Raw genomic sequence first — 17,844 nt, 5'->3', positions numbered from 1 at the left:
TCCGAGCCATTGCGGACCAGAGCCGGGTCTGCGAAATCGCGCGTGAATCCAGAACGGGACAAGCCACCCAAAATGCGTATCGAGGGCGACTATCATCGGGACGGTTATGCGGCCATCCGGAGCTTGGTCCCGCCCGAAGTGGCGGGATATCTGTTCAAGCAGATCGAGATCGATCTCGCGGCTTCGGGTAAGTCCTTCCAGACCTTCGCCAAGCAGAACAATCTCTCCAAGCGGCAATCCGTGGACATTTCAGGCCATTTCTACCGGCCGCTGACTACCTTTCTGTGGGGCATGACGCCGATCATGTGCCAGCTCACCGGAGCGGACCTGCTGCCGAGCTACGACTATTTCCGGATCTACCAGCAGGACGATATTTGCCGGGTCCATTCGGACCGGCCGTCCTGCGAGCACAGCGTGTCGCTGACGCTCGCCTATAGCGACGGCATTGCCTGGCCGCTCGAAGTCGGCTCGCGGCAGGTGACGGAGGAGGGCCCCTGCTTCGACGATTTCGGGGATGAGCCCTTCGCTTCAGTCGCCATGGAGCCTGGAGATGCGGTCCTGTATCGCGGCATCAATCTCCGCCACGGCCGGACCCAGCCCAACCCGAACAAATGGTCCGCGCACCTTTTCCTGTTCTGGGTCGAGCGGGGCGGCGAGTTCGAGCAGCACGCGTTCGATGCCCAGCGCCTCAAATCGGAGTTGGGGCGGGTCAGCAGTCTGAGAGCCTGACGAGCGCCGCCGACGCTCCTCAGGCTAGTTCATCAGTTCTACCGCCACAGCCGTTGCTTCGCCGCCGCCGATACAGAGCGAGGCGAGGCCGCGCTTCTGACCATTCTTCTCCAGCGCCGACAGCAAAGTCGCCATCACGCGCGCGCCGCTCGCGCCGATCGGGTGGCCCAGTGCAGTGGCGCCGCCATGGACGTTCAGCACCTCGTGCGGGATCGACAGCTCACGCATGGCGATCATCGCCACCACCGCGAACGCTTCGTTCACCTCGAACAGGTCGATATCGCCAATCGCCCAGCCGGCGCGGCCAAGCGCCTTCTGCATCGCGAATACCGGCGCGGTCGTGAACTTGGCCGGCAGGTGCGCGTGGGCGGCATGCCCGACGATCCGCGCCACCGGCGTGACGCCCAGCCGCTCGGCAACGCTCGCCCGCGTCATCACCAGGGCAGCTGCGCCATCGGAGATGGATGACGCGTTGGCGGCGGTGATTGTGCCGTCCTTTGAAAAGGCGGGCCGCAAGGTCGGGATCTTGGTGACATCGCCCTTGGCCGGTTGCTCGTCCTCGCTGATCGTCACGTCGCCCTTGCGGCCGGCGACGGTAACAGGGACGATCTCGCGGTCGAAGCTGCCGTCCTGCTGCGCCTTCCGCGCACGGGTCAACGACGCGACGGCATAGTCGTCTTGTTGCTCCCGCGTGAACTGATATTCGCGCGCCGTATCCTCCGCAAAGGCGCCCATCAGCTTGCCGGGCTCATACGCATCTTCGAGACCGTCGAGATACATGGAGTCGAACATGCGATCATGCCCGATGCGCGCGCCGCCGCGGTGCTTGGTCATCAGATAGGGCGCATTGGTCATGCTCTCCATGCCGCCGGCGACGAGCAGGTCGACCGAGCCGGCAGCCAGCGCCTCGGCACCCATGATCGCCGCCTGCATGCCGGAGCCGCACATCTTGTTGACCGTGGTCGCCTCGACCGAAACAGGCAGCCCGGCTTTGATCGCCGCCTGCCTCGCCGGCGCCTGGCCGAGGCCCGCCGGGAGCACGCAGCCCATATAGATGCGTTCCACCGCTTCCTTCGCCACGCCGGCCCGGTCCACCGCGGCGCCGACCGCCGTCGCGCCAAGGTCGGTGGCACTCGCGCCGGCGAGCGCCCCCTGGAAGCCACCCATCGGTGTGCGGGCATAGGACAGGATGACGATCGGATCGGCGGTCATGGGCACCTCGTATTGAACGGATCGCCCCTTATCCGTTCGTATCGAGCGAAGTCGAGATACCCTTCTCGACTTCGCTCGAAGCGAACGGCAGGGGAGGGGAATGTGGGGTGTCATCGGCTTCTTGTTCGGCGCGATCGTCGGCAGCTTCCTTGCCACGGCAGCCATCCGCTGGCCTGCGGGAGAGCAGGCGGCGAGCGGCCGGTCCCGTTGCGACCATTGCCGGCGTACCCTTTCACCGTTCGATCTAATTCCGATCGTCTCATTCCTGGTCCGGCGCGGCCGCTGCGCCTCGTGTGGTAAGGCCATCGACCGTAAGCATCTGCTGATCGAGATTGCATCGGCAGCGATCGGAGGATTGTCCTTCTCCCTCGCGCCCGGCCTAGCCGGTGTCGGCGGCGCGGTGTTCGGCTGGGGGCTGCTGCTGCTGGCGGTGCTCGATGTGGAGCATTTCTGGCTTCCCGACCGCGCGACCGGCACGCTCACCCTTCTCGCGATCGCCTTCGGAGCCGCCGGCGCCGCGCCTTTCCCGAACGACCGGCTGATCGGCATGGCGGCCGGATTTCTCAGCCTGTGGCTGATCGGCCGAGCATATCGCCTGGTCCGCAAGCGCGAGGGGCTGGGGGGCGGCGACCCCAAGCTGTTCGGCGCAATCGGTGCCTGGCTCGGCTGGGCGGCCTTGCCGACTGTCTTCTTGCTCGCTGGCCTTGCTGGCATCGGCTCCGCGCTGCTGGCACGCGCGAGGGGTGAGGCGATCAGCGCGACCACGTCCCTCCCTTTGGGTGCCTTGCTCGCCGTGGCGGCATGGCCGGTCTGGCTATTCCTGTTTGCGAGAGGTTAGCGCTTGAGCGCAGCCGCCTGCCGCGCGGCAGCTTCGATCTCATCCACGCTCATGCCCGGCTTCACCAGCCAACTCCCGCCGACGCAAAGCACGGCTTCCTCCGCCAGCCAATCGGGCGCGCTGTCGAGCGTGATGCCGCCCGTTGGGCAGAAGCGGACATCGCCGAACGGGCCGGCCAGGGCCTTGAGCGCCTTCAACCCACCGCTCGCTTCCGCTGGGAAAAATTTGAAGCGATTTAGGCCCAGATCGAGCCCGCGCATGATGTCGGAGGCGTTGGCGACGCCCGGCAGGAAGCAGGCCCGCCGCGCCGCCGCCGCCTTCGCCAGCTTGTCGGTCAGGCCCGGGCTGACGATGAAACGCGCGCCGGCGTCCAGGGCTTGATCCAGTTGCGCCGCATCGAGCACCGTGCCCGCGCCGACCACTGCTCCTTCGATCGACGTCATCGCCGCCATGACCTCCAGGGCCCGTGGCGTGCGCAACGTGACTTCGAGCACAGGCAGGCCGCCCTTCACCAAGGCGGTGCCGATCGCGACGGCTTGTTCCGGTTCGTCGAGCACCAGCACGGGAATGACGGGCGCGAGGCGCATGATCGTTTCGATGTTGCTCAACCTTGGTCTCCTTTGCGCCCAACCGTTCGTCGCGATTAGCTCGATTTTCACTTCCGTGAAGTAGCAGGGTTGCACATATTGATGTCGCGAGTCCGGGGGGATTCGTGAAGTTTAACTCGGTCCGGGGGCCGGTAACTTTGCGTTTGTTGCTTTTCCTGATCGGCCTGATGGCCTCCGTCTCCGCCACCGCCCGCCCGCTCGTCGCCGTGGTCGACAGTGGCGTGGCGAGAACTCCGCAACTCGCCCAGGTGCTGGTCGGCGAATATGATCTGGCCGGCAAGCGTCCGGCGTTCAGCCCACGCTACGATCACGGCACGATGGTCGCGACGATCCTGGACCGCGAAGCCAAGGGCGCGGTCGACATCGTTTCGATCCGCATCGACGATCCGGCTGGCTGCCCCGCCGATCGTTCGCCGCCGTGCCAGCCTTCGTCCCGGCCAATCGTCCAGGCGATCGACAAGGCGGTCGAGCTGGGCGTCACTGCGATCAATCTGTCGCTCGCCCTTGCCAACGATCCAGGCATCACGGAGGCTGTGCGCCGCGCATCCGCCAAGGGCATCATCGTCGTGATGGCCGCTGGCAATAATGGTCGCGACCATCCGGACAATATCGCGATGGCCCGCGCCGGCTTCCCCCGCGCCGTGCTGGTGGGGGCGACCGATCCTGCGGGAAATCCCTGGCGCGGCACCAACCGCCCCGACGCCGACGATTACCTCTACGTCTGGCGGCGCGGCGTCGATGTGCCGACCATTTCGGCCGCCGGCCTCGAAGTGACCGGCACCGGCACGTCCTTCGCCGCGCCGATCGAGACGGCCCGCCGCGTGCTCGCAGCCAGCCGCGAAGTCGCCGCGCTCAACGGCACGCACTAACCGGTCCTTTCGTCATCCCCGCGAAAGCGCGGACCCAGAAAATAAGCGTGCTCCCCGCCCTCCTCTGGCTTCCCGCTTTCGCGGGAATGACGATGAGAGAGGGGGCTAACGCATCGCCAGCCGCACCGGTGTATCGAGCCGCGCGATCAGCCTGGTATCGCGGTTGTACGGATCGTCGAGCAGCCGCAGCTTGCCGTCGGGTCCCACATCGGCGGTAAAATAGACCAGCCATACCGGCCGCGCCTGCTTTAGCTTCAGCCGTTGGGTCGCATAGGTGCGCAGGCCCCGTTCCACCGCATCGCCACTGCCCTGGTCCAGCCTGACCAGTTCTTCCGCCAGCCGGTCCGCGTCCTGCACGCGGATGCAGCCATGGCTATAGGCGCGCGATGCCTTGGCGAAATACTGTTTGCCGGCGTGTCGTGCAGGTAGATGGCGTGCGGGTTGGGCAGGTCAATCTTGATCCGCCCCAGCGCATTCTTCGGGCCCGGCGGCTGGCGCAGCGTGCCGCCCGAGTTGACGAAGCCCTTGCCCGACACCTTGATGCTCTTGGGCGGCGTCCACCACGGGTTGAGCACCACGGCTTCCGCGGCATAGCTGATCGCGGGCGTCGGCGTCGCGCGGGCACCGACCACGACAACATGCTCGGCGACCTGCCGGCCATTATCGACCAGCTGCAGCGTGTAGCTCGGCACGTTCACATAGATGTGGTCGGCGCCCAAATCGCGCGGCATCCAGCGCCAGCGCTCCAGATTGGCCTTAAGTCGGCCGCGGGTGACGAAGTTCGTCTCCGGCGTCTCGGCGTAGGCGGTGCGGAGCGCCGCATAACGGCTGTCCTGCGGCAGCAGCGAACGGAGCCAAGGCTGCACCTTGCCGCTCGCCACGGCGTGCTGCAGCTGCATGGCGAGCTGCGAAGGCTCGCCATCCTTTCGCTCGATATGCCAGTCATAGGCGGCCTTGTTAGCAATGGCGCCGAGCAGATAATCGTGCGCCAGCTTCAGCGCCGCCGCATCGGCCATCCTATCGAACGTCGGGCCGCCACCGCTGCGCTTCAGTTCCTCGGTAAGGGCCGCCAGCTGATAGTCGGCGGGATCAAGGCCCTCGGCCTCGGCGGCAGCGATCTCCTGAAGCAGCGCATGTCCAGCGTTGGCCGGCCAGCGGCCGAGTTGGACGGCGGGCGCCTGGACGCTGGCCGCTGCCGGAGCGGCGAGGGGACGGGTGGGCGCGGTTGCCAGAAAGGCCGCAGCCATGGAGGCGGCGCTGGCGAAAAGCACGGAACGGGGTGAACGGGTCACGCGGGGCATCAATCATCTCCAAAAGCATAGCCGGTGCGACCCGGGGCAGCTCTTGGGGCGGAGATGACGGATGTGCTTGGGCGCAGGAGTGCTGCACTGCACAACGCCTGCGGCTTGGTCGCTGCAGGTGTCGCTTTGGTCGACCCAGCGGCCGTCATCCCGAACTTGTTTCGGAACAAGGGTTGTTCGACCACCCGAGCCGGACGCCTTATCCCGAACCAAGTTCCGGATGACGTGCGTGGCTAGCGCAGTAGCGGGCCTTGCTTTGCAAGATCGTTGCGGATGGTCGTTGCGGCTACCCCGCCTTCGCCCATCGCATGGCTGATCTGGTCCAGGCCCTTCACCACGTCGCCCGCCGCATAAAGCCCGGGCACCGACGTTCGCTGGTGATCGTCCACACCGATACAGCCATCGCCGGCGAGTTCGACGCCTACCATCCCGGCAAGCGACGAATGGACGTCGGAGCCGAGTGCCGGATAAACGCTGTCGAAACGCTGCTCGCCTGCCGCCGTTGCCAGCACAATCTCGTCGCCTTCGACCCGTATGTCGGTGACGGGGCCGTCGACCGCCGCGATGCCGCAGCCCCCCAGCCTGGACCAGTCCTGCGCGTCGAGCTTGCGGTGATCGCCATGCGGCGCGATCAGCGTCACCTCCCGCGTGTAGCTGCGCAGGAACATGGCCTCCGCCACGCCATGGCTGTCGTCGCCGATGATGCCGACTCGCTTGTCCGTGACTTCATAACCGTCGCAGATCGGGCAATAGCGGATCAGGCCCCGAGCCAGCGCCTCGTCATGCAGGTCCTCGTCCATAGGCGGGCGCCGATTGGTGACGCCGGTCGCCAACAGCACCGTCTGCGCCGTCTCAAGCCCTGAACCCCAATCCGCCTCGAAACCGCCCTCGATCCGCTCCAGCCGCGTGACTCGCGCGCACTCGATCTTGGCGCCATATTTCTGCGCCTGCTCAGTCATCAATCGGATCAGTTCCTTGCCGTTGATGCCTTCGGGATAACCTGCATGGTTGTGCGAGCAGGGGATCCAGCTCGCCCGGCTGTTCCCTGCATCGATCAGCCGAATGCGCAGGTGAAAGCGGGTGAGATAGATGGCGGCAGTCAGACCGGCCGGGCCGCCGCCGACGATCAGACAGTCATAGTCGAAGTTGCTCATCGCGGCTCAAAGTTGCGCGGGGCGCGAAGTTCCCGCATCCCGGCCTCGGTTGATGGAGTTCCCATGAAAAGCTGGCTCGCTCTTGCCCTTCTCTCCGCTCCTGCGCAGGCTGCAACGATAGAGGAGATGATCCCGACCCTCGACAGGATCATGGGTGACTATCAGCAGACAGCGCCTCAGCCGGGCATGGTCTATGGCATCGTCAAGGACGGCCGCCTTGTCCATGTCCGCGGCTTCGGCGTGCAGGACCCGGCTACCCGGACACCGGTTTCCGCCGACAGCCTGTTTCGTATCGCCTCTATGTCGAAAGCCTTCACGGCCATGGCGATCCTGAAGCTGCGCGACGAAGGCAAACTGCGCCTCGACGATCCGGCCGAGCGCTATGTGCCGGAGATGAAGGCCTGGCGCTATCCGACCACGGACAGCCCGCGGATCACCGTGCGCGATCTCATTACCCACACCGCCGGCTTCGTGGAGGATAACCCCTGGGGTGACCGCCAGCAGCCCATGCCGGAAGCGGAGTTCACCTCCGTACTAAGGCAGGGCGTGCCCTGGTCGCGCGGGCCGGGCCTGGCGATGGAGTATTCGAACTTCGGCTATGCCACGCTTGGCCGCATCGTGAGGAATGTCTCGGGGAAGAGCTACCAAGCTTTTATCACCCGCTCGCTCTTCCATCCGCTCGGCATGGCATCGACGACCTTCGACATCTTCAAGTCACCGGCCGAGCGGCGGACGATCGGCTATCGTTGGCAGGATGGCGCCTGGGTGCGCGAGCCGGACATGGCAGATGGCAGCTTTGGCGCCATGGGCGGGGTCGAGACCAGCGCGAACGATTATGCGAAGTGGGTCGCCTTCATTCTGTCCGCCTGGCCCGCCCGCGACGGCGCCGACAACGGACCCGTCAAACGCGCGACGGTGCGCGAAATCGTCGAAGGCGCGAACATGCCGCAAGGTGTGATGCGGAACGCCAGCTTTGGCGGGGCGCCGTGCCGTCAGGCGGTGACCTACGGCATGGGCTGGCGCGTGATCGACGATTGCGACCTCGGCCGCGTGGTGACGCACAGCGGCGGCTATCCCGGCTATGGCTCGATCGTCTATCTGCTGCCCGACAAGGGTGTCGGCATCTTCGCCTTCTCGAACCGCACCTACAGCGCCCCCTCGGCTGGCGCGTGGCGGGCATTGATGGCACTGAACGCGGCCGAAGCGCTGCCTGGCCGGCCCGCGCCGGTCTCCGCGGGGCTCGCCCAAGCCTATCAGCAGGCGCGGTCTATCTGGCAGCGAGGCGATGTGACCGGCGCCCCCCTCGCCAACAACTTCCTGCTCGATCGCGATGCTGACCGCTGGAAAGCCGAGATCGCACGCGTGAAGCGCGAGGTCGGCACCTGCGTCGCAAGCGAAGAGATCGAGCCTATTTCGGCTATGGAGGGCTTCTTCACCTGGATCTGCGAAACCGGCCGAATCCGCGGCCGCGTCCAGCGCGCGCCGACGCCTCAGGTGACTATCCAGGCGCTGAGCTATGCGGTGGCGGCGCCTTGAGTTGACGTGCATCACCTCGTATATACGTCAAGTATCTACGGAGCTGCTATGAGCGAGGAATATACGGCCAAAACGTTTCAGTCGGGCAACTCCGTCGCGCTGCGGCTTCCAAAGGCCCTCGGGGTGAAGCCGGGCGAGGTCGCGAAGATAATCCCGGGTGAAAACGGAGATTTCGCGGTCAAGCGGTCGGAGCAGCCTAAGCGCAAGTTCAATATCGCCAAGGTATGGGGCTGTGCCGCGGGATCAGGCCTGCGCTACATCAAGCCAGAGGATCGGGTTTTCAGGCACCGGACTCTCTTGTGGGAAGATCCGGAATGGATGGCTAGGCATCAAAGCGAAGCCGACGAGTGAGGTTCCTCCTCGACTCCAACATCGTGATTGCAGCATCGCTGGGCGTAGGGGTCGGGCTGCGTCAGCGTATGGAGGCCTGCGACGAAGGCGACCTGGTGACTTCGGCAATCGTGTTTTCGGAAGTCGCGCTTGGATCGATGCGGGGCAAGCCGCCGCCGCTCGACAGGCTTGAACTCTTCATCGAGGAAGTGCCTGTTCTCCCGTTCGACCTTGCCGCGAGCGAAGCGTATGCGCGTCTCCCATTCAGGCGAGCCAGCTTTGATCACTTGATCGCCGCTCATGCGCTGTCCCTCGATTTGACGCTGGTGACCGATAACCTGAGCGACTTTTCGTCAGTTCCAGGCCTCTCGGTGCAGAATTGGCTCAGGCTCCCATGACCTTCGCCGCGACGGTTCTCACTCTCTATCCAGATATGTTTCCAGGCCCGCTCGGTGCGAGCCTGGCGGGGCGGGCCTTAGCGGAGGGCGTGTGGTCGCTCGACACGGTGCACATCCGCGACTTTGCGGCCGACAAGCACAGGACCGTCGACGACACGCCGGCCGGCGGCGGGGCGGGAATGGTGCTGAGGGCGGATGTGCTCGGGGCGGCGATCGACCATGCCCGCGCCGGGTCACCCGAAGCGCCGGTGCTGGCAATGAGCCCGCGCGGGGCGCCGCTTACCCAGGAGCGGGTGCGCGCGCTCGCGGCGGGGCCGGGCGTCACCATCCTTTGCGGTCGCTTCGAAGGGTTCGACGAACGCATCTTCGAGGGGCGCGACGTGGAGCCGGTGTCGATCGGCGACTATGTTCTGTCCGGCGGAGAACTCGGCGCGATGGTGCTGCTCGATGCTTGCATTCGGCTGCTTCCGGGCGTAATGGGCGCCGCTTCCAGCGGTGTCGAGGAAAGCTTCGAAAGCGGCCTTCTCGAATATCCGCATTATACCCGACCAGTCGACTGGGAAGGGCGCACGATCCCCGAGGTGCTGCGATCGGGGGATCATGCGAGGATCGCCGCCTGGCGCAAGCTTCAGGCGGAGACCGATACACGGCTAAGGCGGCCGGACCTTTGGGAGCGCCATGAGGGCGCTCGGGTCGGGTCGCCCTCTGGCGCGCGGCGACGAACACGGGACGAAGACCAATGAACCTGATTCAGCAGCTCGAGGCCGAGCAGATCGCCAAGTTCAACGAAGCGAAGAAGATCCCCGAATTCCGCCCCGGCGACACGCTGCGCGTGGGTGTGAAGGTTGTCGAAGGCGACCGCACCCGGGTTCAGGCCTATGAAGGCGTCTGCATCGCCCGCGCCAATAAGGGCATGGGCTCCAGCTTCACTGTCCGCAAGATCAGCTTCGGCGAAGGCGTCGAGCGCGTTTTCCCGCTCTATTCGCCCAACATCGAGTCGATCGACGTGGTCCGCAAGGGCGTCGTCCGCCGCGCCAAGCTCTATTATTTGCGTGGCCGCACCGGCAAGTCGGCCCGCATCGCCGAGCGGCGCGACACCCGTCCGCAGGCGACCGCCGAAGCCGCCGAATAAGCGCGCGCACCGAGGTACGAGGAGGCCGGGGAGCATCGCTCTCCGGCCTTTTTGTTGATCGCCGAAGTCGATCAGAGTGACGGCGGTTGATCGTTTCTCTCGCAAGCAGCGAGCAGCTACTCGCTCCACATCGGAAGGGGCGAGCGATGCTGATTCACGGACTTGCGGTATTGCTGTATCTCGCCTTTCTGGGGCTGCTGGCATTGCTGGAGAAGCGCCGCTTGAATGGGGTGCAGGAGCCACGCGCCACGCACTGCTGGCGTGACAGCTAGAGCATGATCAGTCTTAGACCATCTTTGTTCGTCGCCCCGGGCTTGACCCGGGGCTAGGCTTTTCCTGTTGAAGGCCGCCAACGTTATCGCTGAAGAAGCCAAGGCCCGGAACAAGTTCGGGGCCGACGCACTTAGCGGAGGAAAGCTGAGGTGATCACCCCCTAGCCGAGGTGCCCCTGCTGCAGTGCCTTCAGGGCCGCGCGGGTGCGGTCGCGAGCGTCGAGCTTCAGCAACAGGTTCGAGACATGGTTCTTGACCGTGCCTTCCGCCAGCGCGAGCAGGTCGGCTATTTCCTTGTTGCTATAGCCGGCGCAGATCAGATGCAGCACTTCGCGCTCCCGCGGGGTCAGCGATTCGGTCGCTGAGCCCTCCACCGGCTCAGCCGGGGTGCGCCGGATCGCCGCCATCAGGCTTTCGGTCATCGCAGGCTGATAGGCAGTCTTGTTGTCGGCCAGTGCGCGGATCGCGCCGGTCAGATCCTGCAGCGACACGTCCTTCAGCATCAAACCCTTCGCACCGGCCTTGATGGCGGCAATGGCGGCCTCGCCGTCATCGAAGGTCGTCAGCACGAGCGTCGGCGGCAGCTGGCTGGCGTCGCGCAGTGCCTCCAGCACGGCGATGCCGTTCATCCGCGGCATGCGGATGTCCAGGAGGAGCACGTCGGGCTTCAGTTCCGGCACCTTGGCGAGCGCTTCCTCGCCGTCGCTCGCTTCGCCAACCACTTCTATATCAGGCACCAGCTCGAGCAGGCCACGCACGCCCTGGCGGACGAGCGTCTGATCGTCGACCAGAACGACGCGGATCATGCGGCGTGCGGTGATCGCAGGGGCAGCCAGGCATCGACGGTGAAGCCCGAAGCCGGACCGGGCCGCACCGCCAGCCGGCCGCCGAGCGTCTCCACCCGCTCACGCATGCCGAGCAGGCCTGAGCCGGACATGGAGGGGGCGGGACGAGCATTCCCGTCATCGCGAGCGACGAGGCGGACGCCTTCACCGTCCGAGGTCACCTGCAACCACAGATTGGCAGCGCCGGAATGCTTGACCGCATTGGTGATGGCTTCCTGGGCGCACCGCATCAGGGCATGCGCCTGGTCTGGGCTGACGCGGATGCCGGGTGCGACATCGACATGCACAGCGGGCGTGGGCACGCTCTGCGCCAATGCCTTGAGAGCGCCTTCCAGATCGCCCCGCTCCGCATCGCGCAGGGTGGAGACGACGTCGCGCACCTTGCTGAGAAGATCGCTGGCGAGACTCTTGGCGCGCACGACATGGTCATTGGCCTTGGCCGGTTCCGTGACATGGCTGGCGATCTCGAGCTGCAAGCCGAGCGCGGTCAGATCATGGCCCCAGGCATCGTGCAGCTCGCGCGAAATGCGCAGCCGCTCCGCGTCGCGCACCCGGTTGGCGATGATCGCCTGGGCGGAGCGGAGTTCGCGGTTGGTCTGCTCCAGCTCCCGAGCGGTCTCGGCCTCCCGGCGCAGCGCCTGGCCCGTGAAGACGAGCGCCAGCTGCACCGCGAAAGACTTGGTGATCACCCAGCAGAGGTCGGGATTAAGCGCCTGCGCCAGGGCGACAATAACCGCGAGGGTCTGGAAGACCGCCCAGCCGAGCGCCCGCGCAGGCGTGGTCGCCATTGCGACCTGCCACGCGATGATGACCAGGAATTCCGACATTCCGGCCCAAGGCAGGATCAGCGCCATTGAGACCACCGCGCCAAGCTCGACGCCGATCAGCGCCCAATGCTGCTCTCGGCGCACCTTGAGCGTCATCGCCGCGAGCACAGCGCCGCCGAACAGGCCGAAGGGCAGAAACCATGTCGGCGAAACGGGCGCGCCCCTGATCAGCTCTCCGCTGTTGATCCGCTCAAGCACCGGCCAGCCGAGCGCGAGCCACACCGCCAGGGCTGCGACGCCGAACATCCAGTGATGGGGGTAGCGGACTTCGCCGGTCATTGGGATGGATCCTGCCATAGCCTGAGCTTCGCTGTTACAGGGCCGAAGGTCACGAGCGCCGCGACCTTCGGCCCTTGTTCATACCAGATTTGCGCGATCAGGTGCCCGCATATTTGACCGAGCAGCCATAGGGGCGCGTGCTCGCGACCGACACGCCCTTGCCGGCCTTCAGCTCCGAGAGAGCCGCCAGCACGTGATTGCGCGCGCCGTTCACGTCCGCCGGATTGGCGGTCGGCTTGTCGTCGATGCCGCCGGCATAGACGAGCGTGCCTGCCTTGTTGACGACGTACATGTGCGGCGTGGTCTTGGCGTCATAGGCCTGGCCGACGACTCCGCGCGGGTCGAGAAGATAGGCGGTTGGCTTGGCGCCGCTCTGCGCCAGGAAGGCCTTGGCGGCAGCGCCGTCCATATGTCCCTGCTTGCCGGGCGCGCTGGAGTTGATCGACAGCCAGACGACGCCGTCCTTGGCAGCCGCGGCCTGCGCCTTCTGCATGTTGTTGCTCTTGTAATGCTTCTGCACGAACGGGCAGCCGGGGTTGTTCCATTCGAGCACCACGGTCTTGCCGCGGAAGCCGGAGAGGGTGACCGGTTTGCCGTTCACATCGGCCAGTTTGAAATCGGGCGCTGGCTGGCCGACCACCGGGGCCGCGGAGCCAGGCGCGGCGATGACGGCAAGAGCGGCGAAAGCGGTAAGCATCTGCTTCATCCTGATACTCCTTCTTCAGCTGACCATCGACACAAGCCGCGAGGGTGTCAGCACCTGCGGCAGGATTTCGACCGGTTTGCCCGGTTCGTAATAGAGATAGAGTGGCACGCCGGAGCGGCCGTGTTTCTGGAGGAAGCGGCCGATCGCCGCGTCGCCCCGCGTCCAGTCGCCGACCAGCACCGCGACCTGCTTGTCGGCAAATGCCTTGGCGACCTGCTCGCGCTCCAACGCGCCCTTTTCATTGACCTTGCAGGTCACGCACCAATCGGCAGTGAAATAGACGAACACCGGACGGCCTTCTTGTTGCAAGGCGGCGAGGCGCGTCTCAGTGAATGGCTCGGAGTTGAGCGTACCCTTGGTGGCAGCCATCGCGGGCTCGGTCGCAGCGGTCGGGACCAGCACCACGGCGGCGATCGCGGCAAGGGCCGCCGGCACAAGGGGCAGCCAAGGACGGCCATGCCCCTGGCGCTGCCCGACCCACCAGAGAGCGAGTCCCAGCAGCAGCGCCGCGGCGAGGCCGATCGCCATGCCGTCGACACCCGCTTGCCGCCCAAGGATCCAGGCGAGCGCAAGCGCGGTCAGGAACATCGGCACCGACATGATGTGGCGGAAGCGCGCCATCCAGGGGCCCGGCTTCGGCATGCGGCGGCGCAGCGCCGGCACGAACCCGAGCAGCAGGAAGGGGAGGGCGAGGCCAAACCCCAGGCCCGCGAAGATCGCCAGGGCCACGGCTGTAGGCAGGACGAGCGCGGCGCCCAGTGCGGCGCCCATGAACGGGCCGGTGCAGGGCGTGGCGACAAAGGCAGCGAGCGCACCCGTCCAAAAAGCGCCGCTCGTCCCCCCGCCCTCGGCGAGGCGTCCGCCGCCGGTGAGCGCAGGAAGCTCGAACAGGCCGGCGAGGTTGAGCGCGACCGCCGTCATCAGCAGCAGCAGGGTCATGATCACTCGCGGGTCCTGCAGCTGGAAGGCCCAGCCCGCCGCCGCGCCGCCCGCGCGCAGGGCTAGCAGGGCGCCGCCCAGCGCCAGGCAGATCAGCACCGCACCGGCGGTATAGGCGAGCGCCTCGCGCTTGGCCGATCGCTCGTCGCCGCCCGCCTTGGCGAGGCTCAGTGCCTTGAGACTCAGGATCGGGAAGACGCAGGGCATGATGTTGAGCAGCAGCCCGCCCAGGACGGCGCCGAACAGCGCCGTGAGCACCGCCGCGGCACCGGCCGCCGGCTGCTCCGCTTGCTGGGCGAGCGGTTCGCCTGCAGCCGGAACGGTGCCCGGCACGGCCTTTAGCGACACGCCATTGCCGTCGCTCAGCTTCAGCACGCCTTCGACCGCAGCGAGGCTGGCGCCGTTCGAAGGCGCCTCCGTCTCGACGATCAGCATGTCGCCGGAGCGGGAGAAGGTCTGCACCGCCGGATAGGACAAGGCGCCGTCCGTCAGCGGGTAGAAATAGGGCTCTTGCAGCTCTAGTGCCGCGGGCACCGGAACGGCCAGCCGGAAGCGGTTGCCGGTGCGCTCGAAACGCGCTTCGCTGCCGAGCGGCCGGGGCAAGGCCTGACGGAAGCGGTCGAACATCGCGCGGTTCGCCTGCGACGCTGCCGTGCCCGCCTCCAAATCGACGGCGACATTGGCCACCTCAGGCACGCACACTTCCTTGGTGCAAGCGAGATAGTCGACCTTTGCGCGGAGCGGCAGCTTGGTGCCCGGCGAGACGTTCGCGGGCACCTGCACGTCGATCAGCTGCGCATATTCGCCTTCATAGACATAGTTCATCAGCCCCGCGACGATCAGCCGCTCCGGCACCGGATACTGGATCGGCCCAGCCGTGAGCCCCGCCGGCAGCGACCACGCGATCTGCGTTTCCATGCCGCTGTCGCCGGGGTTCTTCCAATAGCCATGCCAGCCCTTGTCCGGCCGCATCACCAGCGCGAGCGTGACCGTCTGGCCGGGGACGACGACCGGCGATTCCGCTAGGAGGCTGGCCTTGATCGCGTTCTTGCCTGGCTGGGGCAGCTGCGCGTGCGCGGCGGCACCCAGTAGCAACGCTGACAGCGACGCAACCATCCAGCTTTGCCAATGTCTCAGATGCACGATCATGCGGCGATTCCTGCCTCAAGCCGAGCCGCCTGACCATATGCTGAAAGTCATGAATTCGACGGGCGACCTCCGGCACTGCACCAACGCCGGCGACGCTGGCGGTCGACCTGTGACGATCAGGGCTGGCGCTGTGGTCCTTCGATCCGCTGCATCAGCTTGCCGACGGGACCGCGAAGATAGGCGAAGCCTTCGTAGGTGCGCAGCGCGGCTTTCGCCCATTTGAGATAGAGTGCATGCCAGCCGCTTCGCCGCGAGGCTCTCGCCAAGCGGTGGCTCAAGGCGCTGATCCATTTGCGGCTGCGATAGACCAACTTACGGCGAAGCGTCAGTTCATAACCTCCCGGGGCGACCCGCTTGCGCAGCGGCAGGCGGGGAGGGCCGATGCGGAGACGATAGGCAAGGCCCTCACGCCGCTGGCGGAAACCAGCAGCCTGAGTCTCTGCGATGAAGGCTGCGTCCACCGGCTTGAGCGCCAGCCGTTCGGCAGCCACGGCCTCTCCGACGATCCCCTGCAGCTCCGGCGCGCGGACGATGACGACGTTGGTGCCGCGACCGTCCGAGGAATAGGGTTCCACCCAGGCGTCACCAAAGGCAATGTCTGCCGTCTCGGCGACCACGTCGTCGCAATAGTTGCAGGGGCTGTTCTGGAAGAAGCCGGCGCCCCAATCGCCGTCCACCAGATGCCACCAGTCCTGCCAGCGCGCGCTCCCATCGGCGAGGGTCAGGTGCGCGGTGTACCAGTTAGCGGGGCGGCCCGGGTCCTTGCGCCGATATTCAACCGCGCGCACCTGATCCATCGGCGCGCCTAGCTGCCAGGCGAAGCTGTCGACCATCCGCGCGCTCTTCATATGGCCGCAGAACAGGCCAAGCGTATAGGCAATCCGCTCCTTCAGCAGCGGCTCTCTGGCGCGGAGCAGGTTCACTGCCTTGATGAAGCAGGGCACACCGACCACGGCATAGCGGCCTGGCGTCGTCCTGATTTCGGCCAGCACTCCGGAAAGTTCGACCGGATAATAACGCGACTTGGCGCCTTGCCCGATCTCCTCGACGGTGCGGCTGATCCGGTAGCCGAAGAAGCGCCCATCGGCCTGCGGGTCGGCCGGCGCGACATGCGCAACGCCGTCAGCCAGTCCGCGCCGGAGCAGCTCGGCCGCGACCCAGCTGACCATGCCTCCTGAGCTGCCCTGAGCGCGAACATCTCCTTCCGCGACATGACCGACATAGGCGCTCTCGAAGCTGCCGATCAGAGCATCGCGCTCGGCCGGGAGAGGGAAACGCTCCGCCGCGATCTCGTCTTCGTTGCGCGCCTCGGGCGAGAAGGGGCAGATGCGCGAGAAGCCGGCGGAAGCTTTCTCCGCCCACTTGCCGCTCGGCTTGAGGAATCCGATCTCATCCCAAACGAGGGCGCCCTTGCCCGGTCCGCACGCGCCGCAGCCGATGCACAGGCCCGCGCGGACAACGTCCTTGGGGGCAAGCGCCGGCTCAGCCAAGGACGGCGGCCAGATAGGCGCTGGAGCGCGCGCGCTGCTCGGCAATGCGAGCGGCGATCAACGGGTCGAGCTGAGTGCCGAGCAGCTCTTCATAGGTGTCTGCACTGGTCTCTTCCGTAACCAGGTGCCGTTCCGCAGCCAGGCTGTGGGTCAGGTCGCGCACCTTGTTGAACCGGTAGGCCGACGGCGCTGAAACGAAGGGCCGACCATGGTGCAGCGCAAAGACGCAGCCGTGGAAGAAGTTGGTCGCGACGGCATCGGCGCCAGCGATCAGGCTCGAAAATTCTTCAGGACCAGCCTCGATGCGCTGCTCGTCCGCCCAGTCGTTGCGATAGCCGATGCTGACGATGCGGCGATCGTTCGCTCGTGCCCATTTCTTCACGGCAGCGGCGAACCAGTCGGGAAAGCCGTGGCCGTAGAGCGCAAGGTAAGGCGGTTCTTCCTTCGACTTTATCTCCGGTGGCGGGAACTGAAGACAGGGATCGAGCACGATCTCCGGCTCGCGAGCCAAGCCGTCGCGGACCAGCTTGCGGCTATTCTCGTCGCGGACCGAGATTGCGTCGAAGCGGCGCAATTTGCTGGCCCAGTCGGGATGGATGCCGCGTTCTGCATCGTGGTTGCCGAAGCTTGCCGCATAGGAGATCAGCCGCCCCGCCTGCAGCCGCTCGCCGAAAAAGATCGGCTTCCAGCCATACCAGGGGTGCGCGAAATTCCACACTTCGTCGCTTCCGACCAGCACCGCGTCATAACGTCCGGCGGCTTCGGGCTCGTGCAGATGGAAGCGCCGCGACTGCGGCAGCTGGTCGAACGCCTTGAGGAAGCCACGAGCCTTGGTGGCATAGCGCCTTATGTCCCCGCGCGAGGTGCGGACCGGCAGCAGCGGCTGAAAGGCACAGCGCCACTCCGCGCGGCGTACCTCTGGCGCGTCATGGTCGAGCAACTCGGCGTCATGACCCTGCGCGCGCAGACCCTCCACCAAACAGCGCGCCTGCCAATAAGACCCATAATTGATGCAGCGATGAAACGTCAGAACCCCGATCTTCATGCCTTGCGACCGACCCGTGAAAAGCAAGGGTCGGAACTGACCCTTCAGCCGATGAACGCTTCCACGGCGGAGAAAGCTTCATCGTCGGTCATCTGGACGGGCGGGTGTTTGCAGAACCAGGCAGAAGCGGGGAGGATGGCGCCGGCCATGCCGCGGTCGCGGGCGAGTTTGGCGCAGCGGATCAT

20 protein-coding genes are annotated in these 17,844 nt (G+C 66.0%); 9 read left to right on the top strand and 11 right to left on the bottom strand.

Going from position 1 to position 17,844, the window contains the following annotated elements:
* The first annotated feature begins 72 nt into the window (after window positions 1–72).
* Window positions 73–729, top strand: coding sequence for a hypothetical protein (locus VGT77_RS03740; protein ID WP_327459717.1), 657 nt, complete (start codon window positions 73–75; stop codon window positions 727–729).
* 24 nt (window positions 730–753) lie between these two features.
* Here the strand turns inward: VGT77_RS03740 and VGT77_RS03735 are convergent, their stop codons facing one another.
* Window positions 754–1,941, bottom strand: a complete 1,188-nt coding sequence (locus VGT77_RS03735; RefSeq protein WP_327459715.1) for an acetyl-CoA C-acyltransferase — start codon at window positions 1,939–1,941, stop codon at window positions 754–756.
* 100 nt (window positions 1,942–2,041) lie between these two features.
* Here VGT77_RS03735 and VGT77_RS03730 point away from each other — a divergent pair, with 100 nt between their 5' ends.
* Window positions 2,042–2,779, top strand: a complete 738-nt coding sequence (locus tag VGT77_RS03730) for an A24 family peptidase (protein ID WP_327459713.1) — start codon at window positions 2,042–2,044, stop codon at window positions 2,777–2,779.
* Here VGT77_RS03730 and eda read toward each other — a convergent pair.
* Complete coding sequence (gene eda, locus VGT77_RS03725) at window positions 2,776–3,387, bottom strand: bifunctional 4-hydroxy-2-oxoglutarate aldolase/2-dehydro-3-deoxy-phosphogluconate aldolase (protein ID WP_327459711.1); 612 nt, start codon at window positions 3,385–3,387, stop codon at window positions 2,776–2,778. The genes VGT77_RS03730 and eda overlap by 4 nt on opposite strands.
* Window positions 3,388–3,524: 137 nt before the next feature.
* On the opposite strand from eda, the gene VGT77_RS03720 reads away from it, so the two are divergent.
* Entirely contained in the window at window positions 3,525–4,256 is a 732-nt protein-coding gene (locus VGT77_RS03720) for a S8/S53 family peptidase (RefSeq protein WP_327459709.1), read from the top strand.
* Between the two features lie 105 nt (window positions 4,257–4,361).
* Here the strand turns inward: VGT77_RS03720 and VGT77_RS03715 are convergent, their stop codons facing one another.
* From VGT77_RS03715 to VGT77_RS03705, 3 genes are all read right to left on the bottom strand, one after another.
* A complete protein-coding gene (locus tag VGT77_RS03715; RefSeq protein WP_327459708.1) occupies window positions 4,362–4,550 on the bottom strand; it encodes a hypothetical protein in 189 nt (62 codons plus the stop codon).
* Entirely contained in the window at window positions 4,511–5,557 is a 1,047-nt protein-coding gene (locus VGT77_RS03710; protein ID WP_327459706.1) for a L,D-transpeptidase family protein, read from the bottom strand. Before VGT77_RS03710 ends, VGT77_RS03715 begins: the two co-directional genes overlap by 40 nt.
* A gap of 233 nt (window positions 5,558–5,790) precedes the next feature.
* Window positions 5,791–6,711, bottom strand: a complete 921-nt coding sequence (locus tag VGT77_RS03705; protein ID WP_327459704.1) for an NAD(P)/FAD-dependent oxidoreductase — start codon at window positions 6,709–6,711, stop codon at window positions 5,791–5,793.
* 63 nt (window positions 6,712–6,774) lie between these two features.
* Here VGT77_RS03705 and VGT77_RS03700 point away from each other — a divergent pair, with 63 nt between their 5' ends.
* The 6 genes from VGT77_RS03700 (at window position 6,775) to VGT77_RS03675 (ending at window position 10,379) form a co-directional block, all read left to right on the top strand.
* Window positions 6,775–8,247 (top strand): serine hydrolase domain-containing protein, encoded by a 1,473-nt coding sequence (locus VGT77_RS03700; protein WP_327459702.1) that lies wholly within the window; start codon window positions 6,775–6,777, stop codon window positions 8,245–8,247.
* 48 nt (window positions 8,248–8,295) lie between these two features.
* On the top strand, window positions 8,296–8,598 hold the full coding sequence (locus VGT77_RS03695; RefSeq protein ID WP_327459701.1) for a hypothetical protein: 303 nt from the start codon (window positions 8,296–8,298) through the stop codon (window positions 8,596–8,598).
* Window positions 8,595–8,975, top strand: a complete 381-nt coding sequence (locus VGT77_RS03690; protein WP_327459699.1) for a type II toxin-antitoxin system VapC family toxin — start codon at window positions 8,595–8,597, stop codon at window positions 8,973–8,975. The genes VGT77_RS03695 and VGT77_RS03690 overlap by 4 nt, the downstream gene beginning before the upstream one ends.
* Window positions 8,972–9,718, top strand: a complete 747-nt coding sequence (gene trmD, locus VGT77_RS03685; protein WP_327459697.1) for a tRNA (guanosine(37)-N1)-methyltransferase TrmD — start codon at window positions 8,972–8,974, stop codon at window positions 9,716–9,718. The genes VGT77_RS03690 and trmD overlap by 4 nt, the downstream gene beginning before the upstream one ends.
* The gene (gene rplS / locus VGT77_RS03680; RefSeq protein ID WP_327459695.1) at window positions 9,715–10,107 is read left to right on the top strand and encodes a 50S ribosomal protein L19; all 393 of its coding nucleotides are present in this window, start codon (window positions 9,715–9,717) and stop codon (window positions 10,105–10,107) included. The genes trmD and rplS overlap by 4 nt, the downstream gene beginning before the upstream one ends.
* A 146-nt stretch (window positions 10,108–10,253) precedes the next feature.
* On the top strand, window positions 10,254–10,379 hold the full coding sequence (locus tag VGT77_RS03675; protein ID WP_327459693.1) for a hypothetical protein: 126 nt from the start codon (window positions 10,254–10,256) through the stop codon (window positions 10,377–10,379).
* 161 nt (window positions 10,380–10,540) lie between these two features.
* Here the strand turns inward: VGT77_RS03675 and VGT77_RS03670 are convergent, their stop codons facing one another.
* The 6 genes from VGT77_RS03670 to VGT77_RS03645 form a co-directional block, all read right to left on the bottom strand.
* Window positions 10,541–11,185, bottom strand: coding sequence for a response regulator transcription factor (locus tag VGT77_RS03670; RefSeq protein WP_327459691.1), 645 nt, complete (start codon window positions 11,183–11,185; stop codon window positions 10,541–10,543).
* Entirely contained in the window at window positions 11,182–12,348 is a 1,167-nt protein-coding gene (locus VGT77_RS03665) for a sensor histidine kinase (protein ID WP_327459689.1), read from the bottom strand. Before VGT77_RS03665 ends, VGT77_RS03670 begins: the two co-directional genes overlap by 4 nt.
* Window positions 12,349–12,427: 79 nt before the next feature.
* Entirely contained in the window at window positions 12,428–13,036 is a 609-nt protein-coding gene (locus VGT77_RS03660) for a thioredoxin family protein (protein ID WP_327459687.1), read from the bottom strand.
* A gap of 15 nt (window positions 13,037–13,051) precedes the next feature.
* The gene (locus tag VGT77_RS03655; RefSeq protein ID WP_327459685.1) at window positions 13,052–15,124 is read right to left on the bottom strand and encodes a protein-disulfide reductase DsbD family protein; all 2,073 of its coding nucleotides are present in this window, start codon (window positions 15,122–15,124) and stop codon (window positions 13,052–13,054) included.
* Window positions 15,125–15,240: 116 nt separating this feature from the next.
* Window positions 15,241–16,614: a Coenzyme F420 hydrogenase/dehydrogenase, beta subunit C-terminal domain gene (locus VGT77_RS03650; RefSeq protein WP_327459683.1), complete on the bottom strand. Its 1,374-nt coding sequence runs from the start codon at window positions 16,612–16,614 to the stop codon at window positions 15,241–15,243.
* Window positions 16,607–17,659, bottom strand: a complete 1,053-nt coding sequence (locus VGT77_RS03645) for a polysaccharide pyruvyl transferase family protein (protein ID WP_327459681.1) — start codon at window positions 17,657–17,659, stop codon at window positions 16,607–16,609. The genes VGT77_RS03650 and VGT77_RS03645 overlap by 8 nt, the downstream gene beginning before the upstream one ends.
* Window positions 17,660–17,844: the final 185 nt, after the last annotated feature.

It is taken from the genome of Sphingomonas sp., assembly GCF_035944535.1.
GTDB lineage: Bacteria > Pseudomonadota > Alphaproteobacteria > Sphingomonadales > Sphingomonadaceae > Sphingomonas_B.
This window is presented reverse-complemented; position numbering and strand designations above follow the sequence as displayed.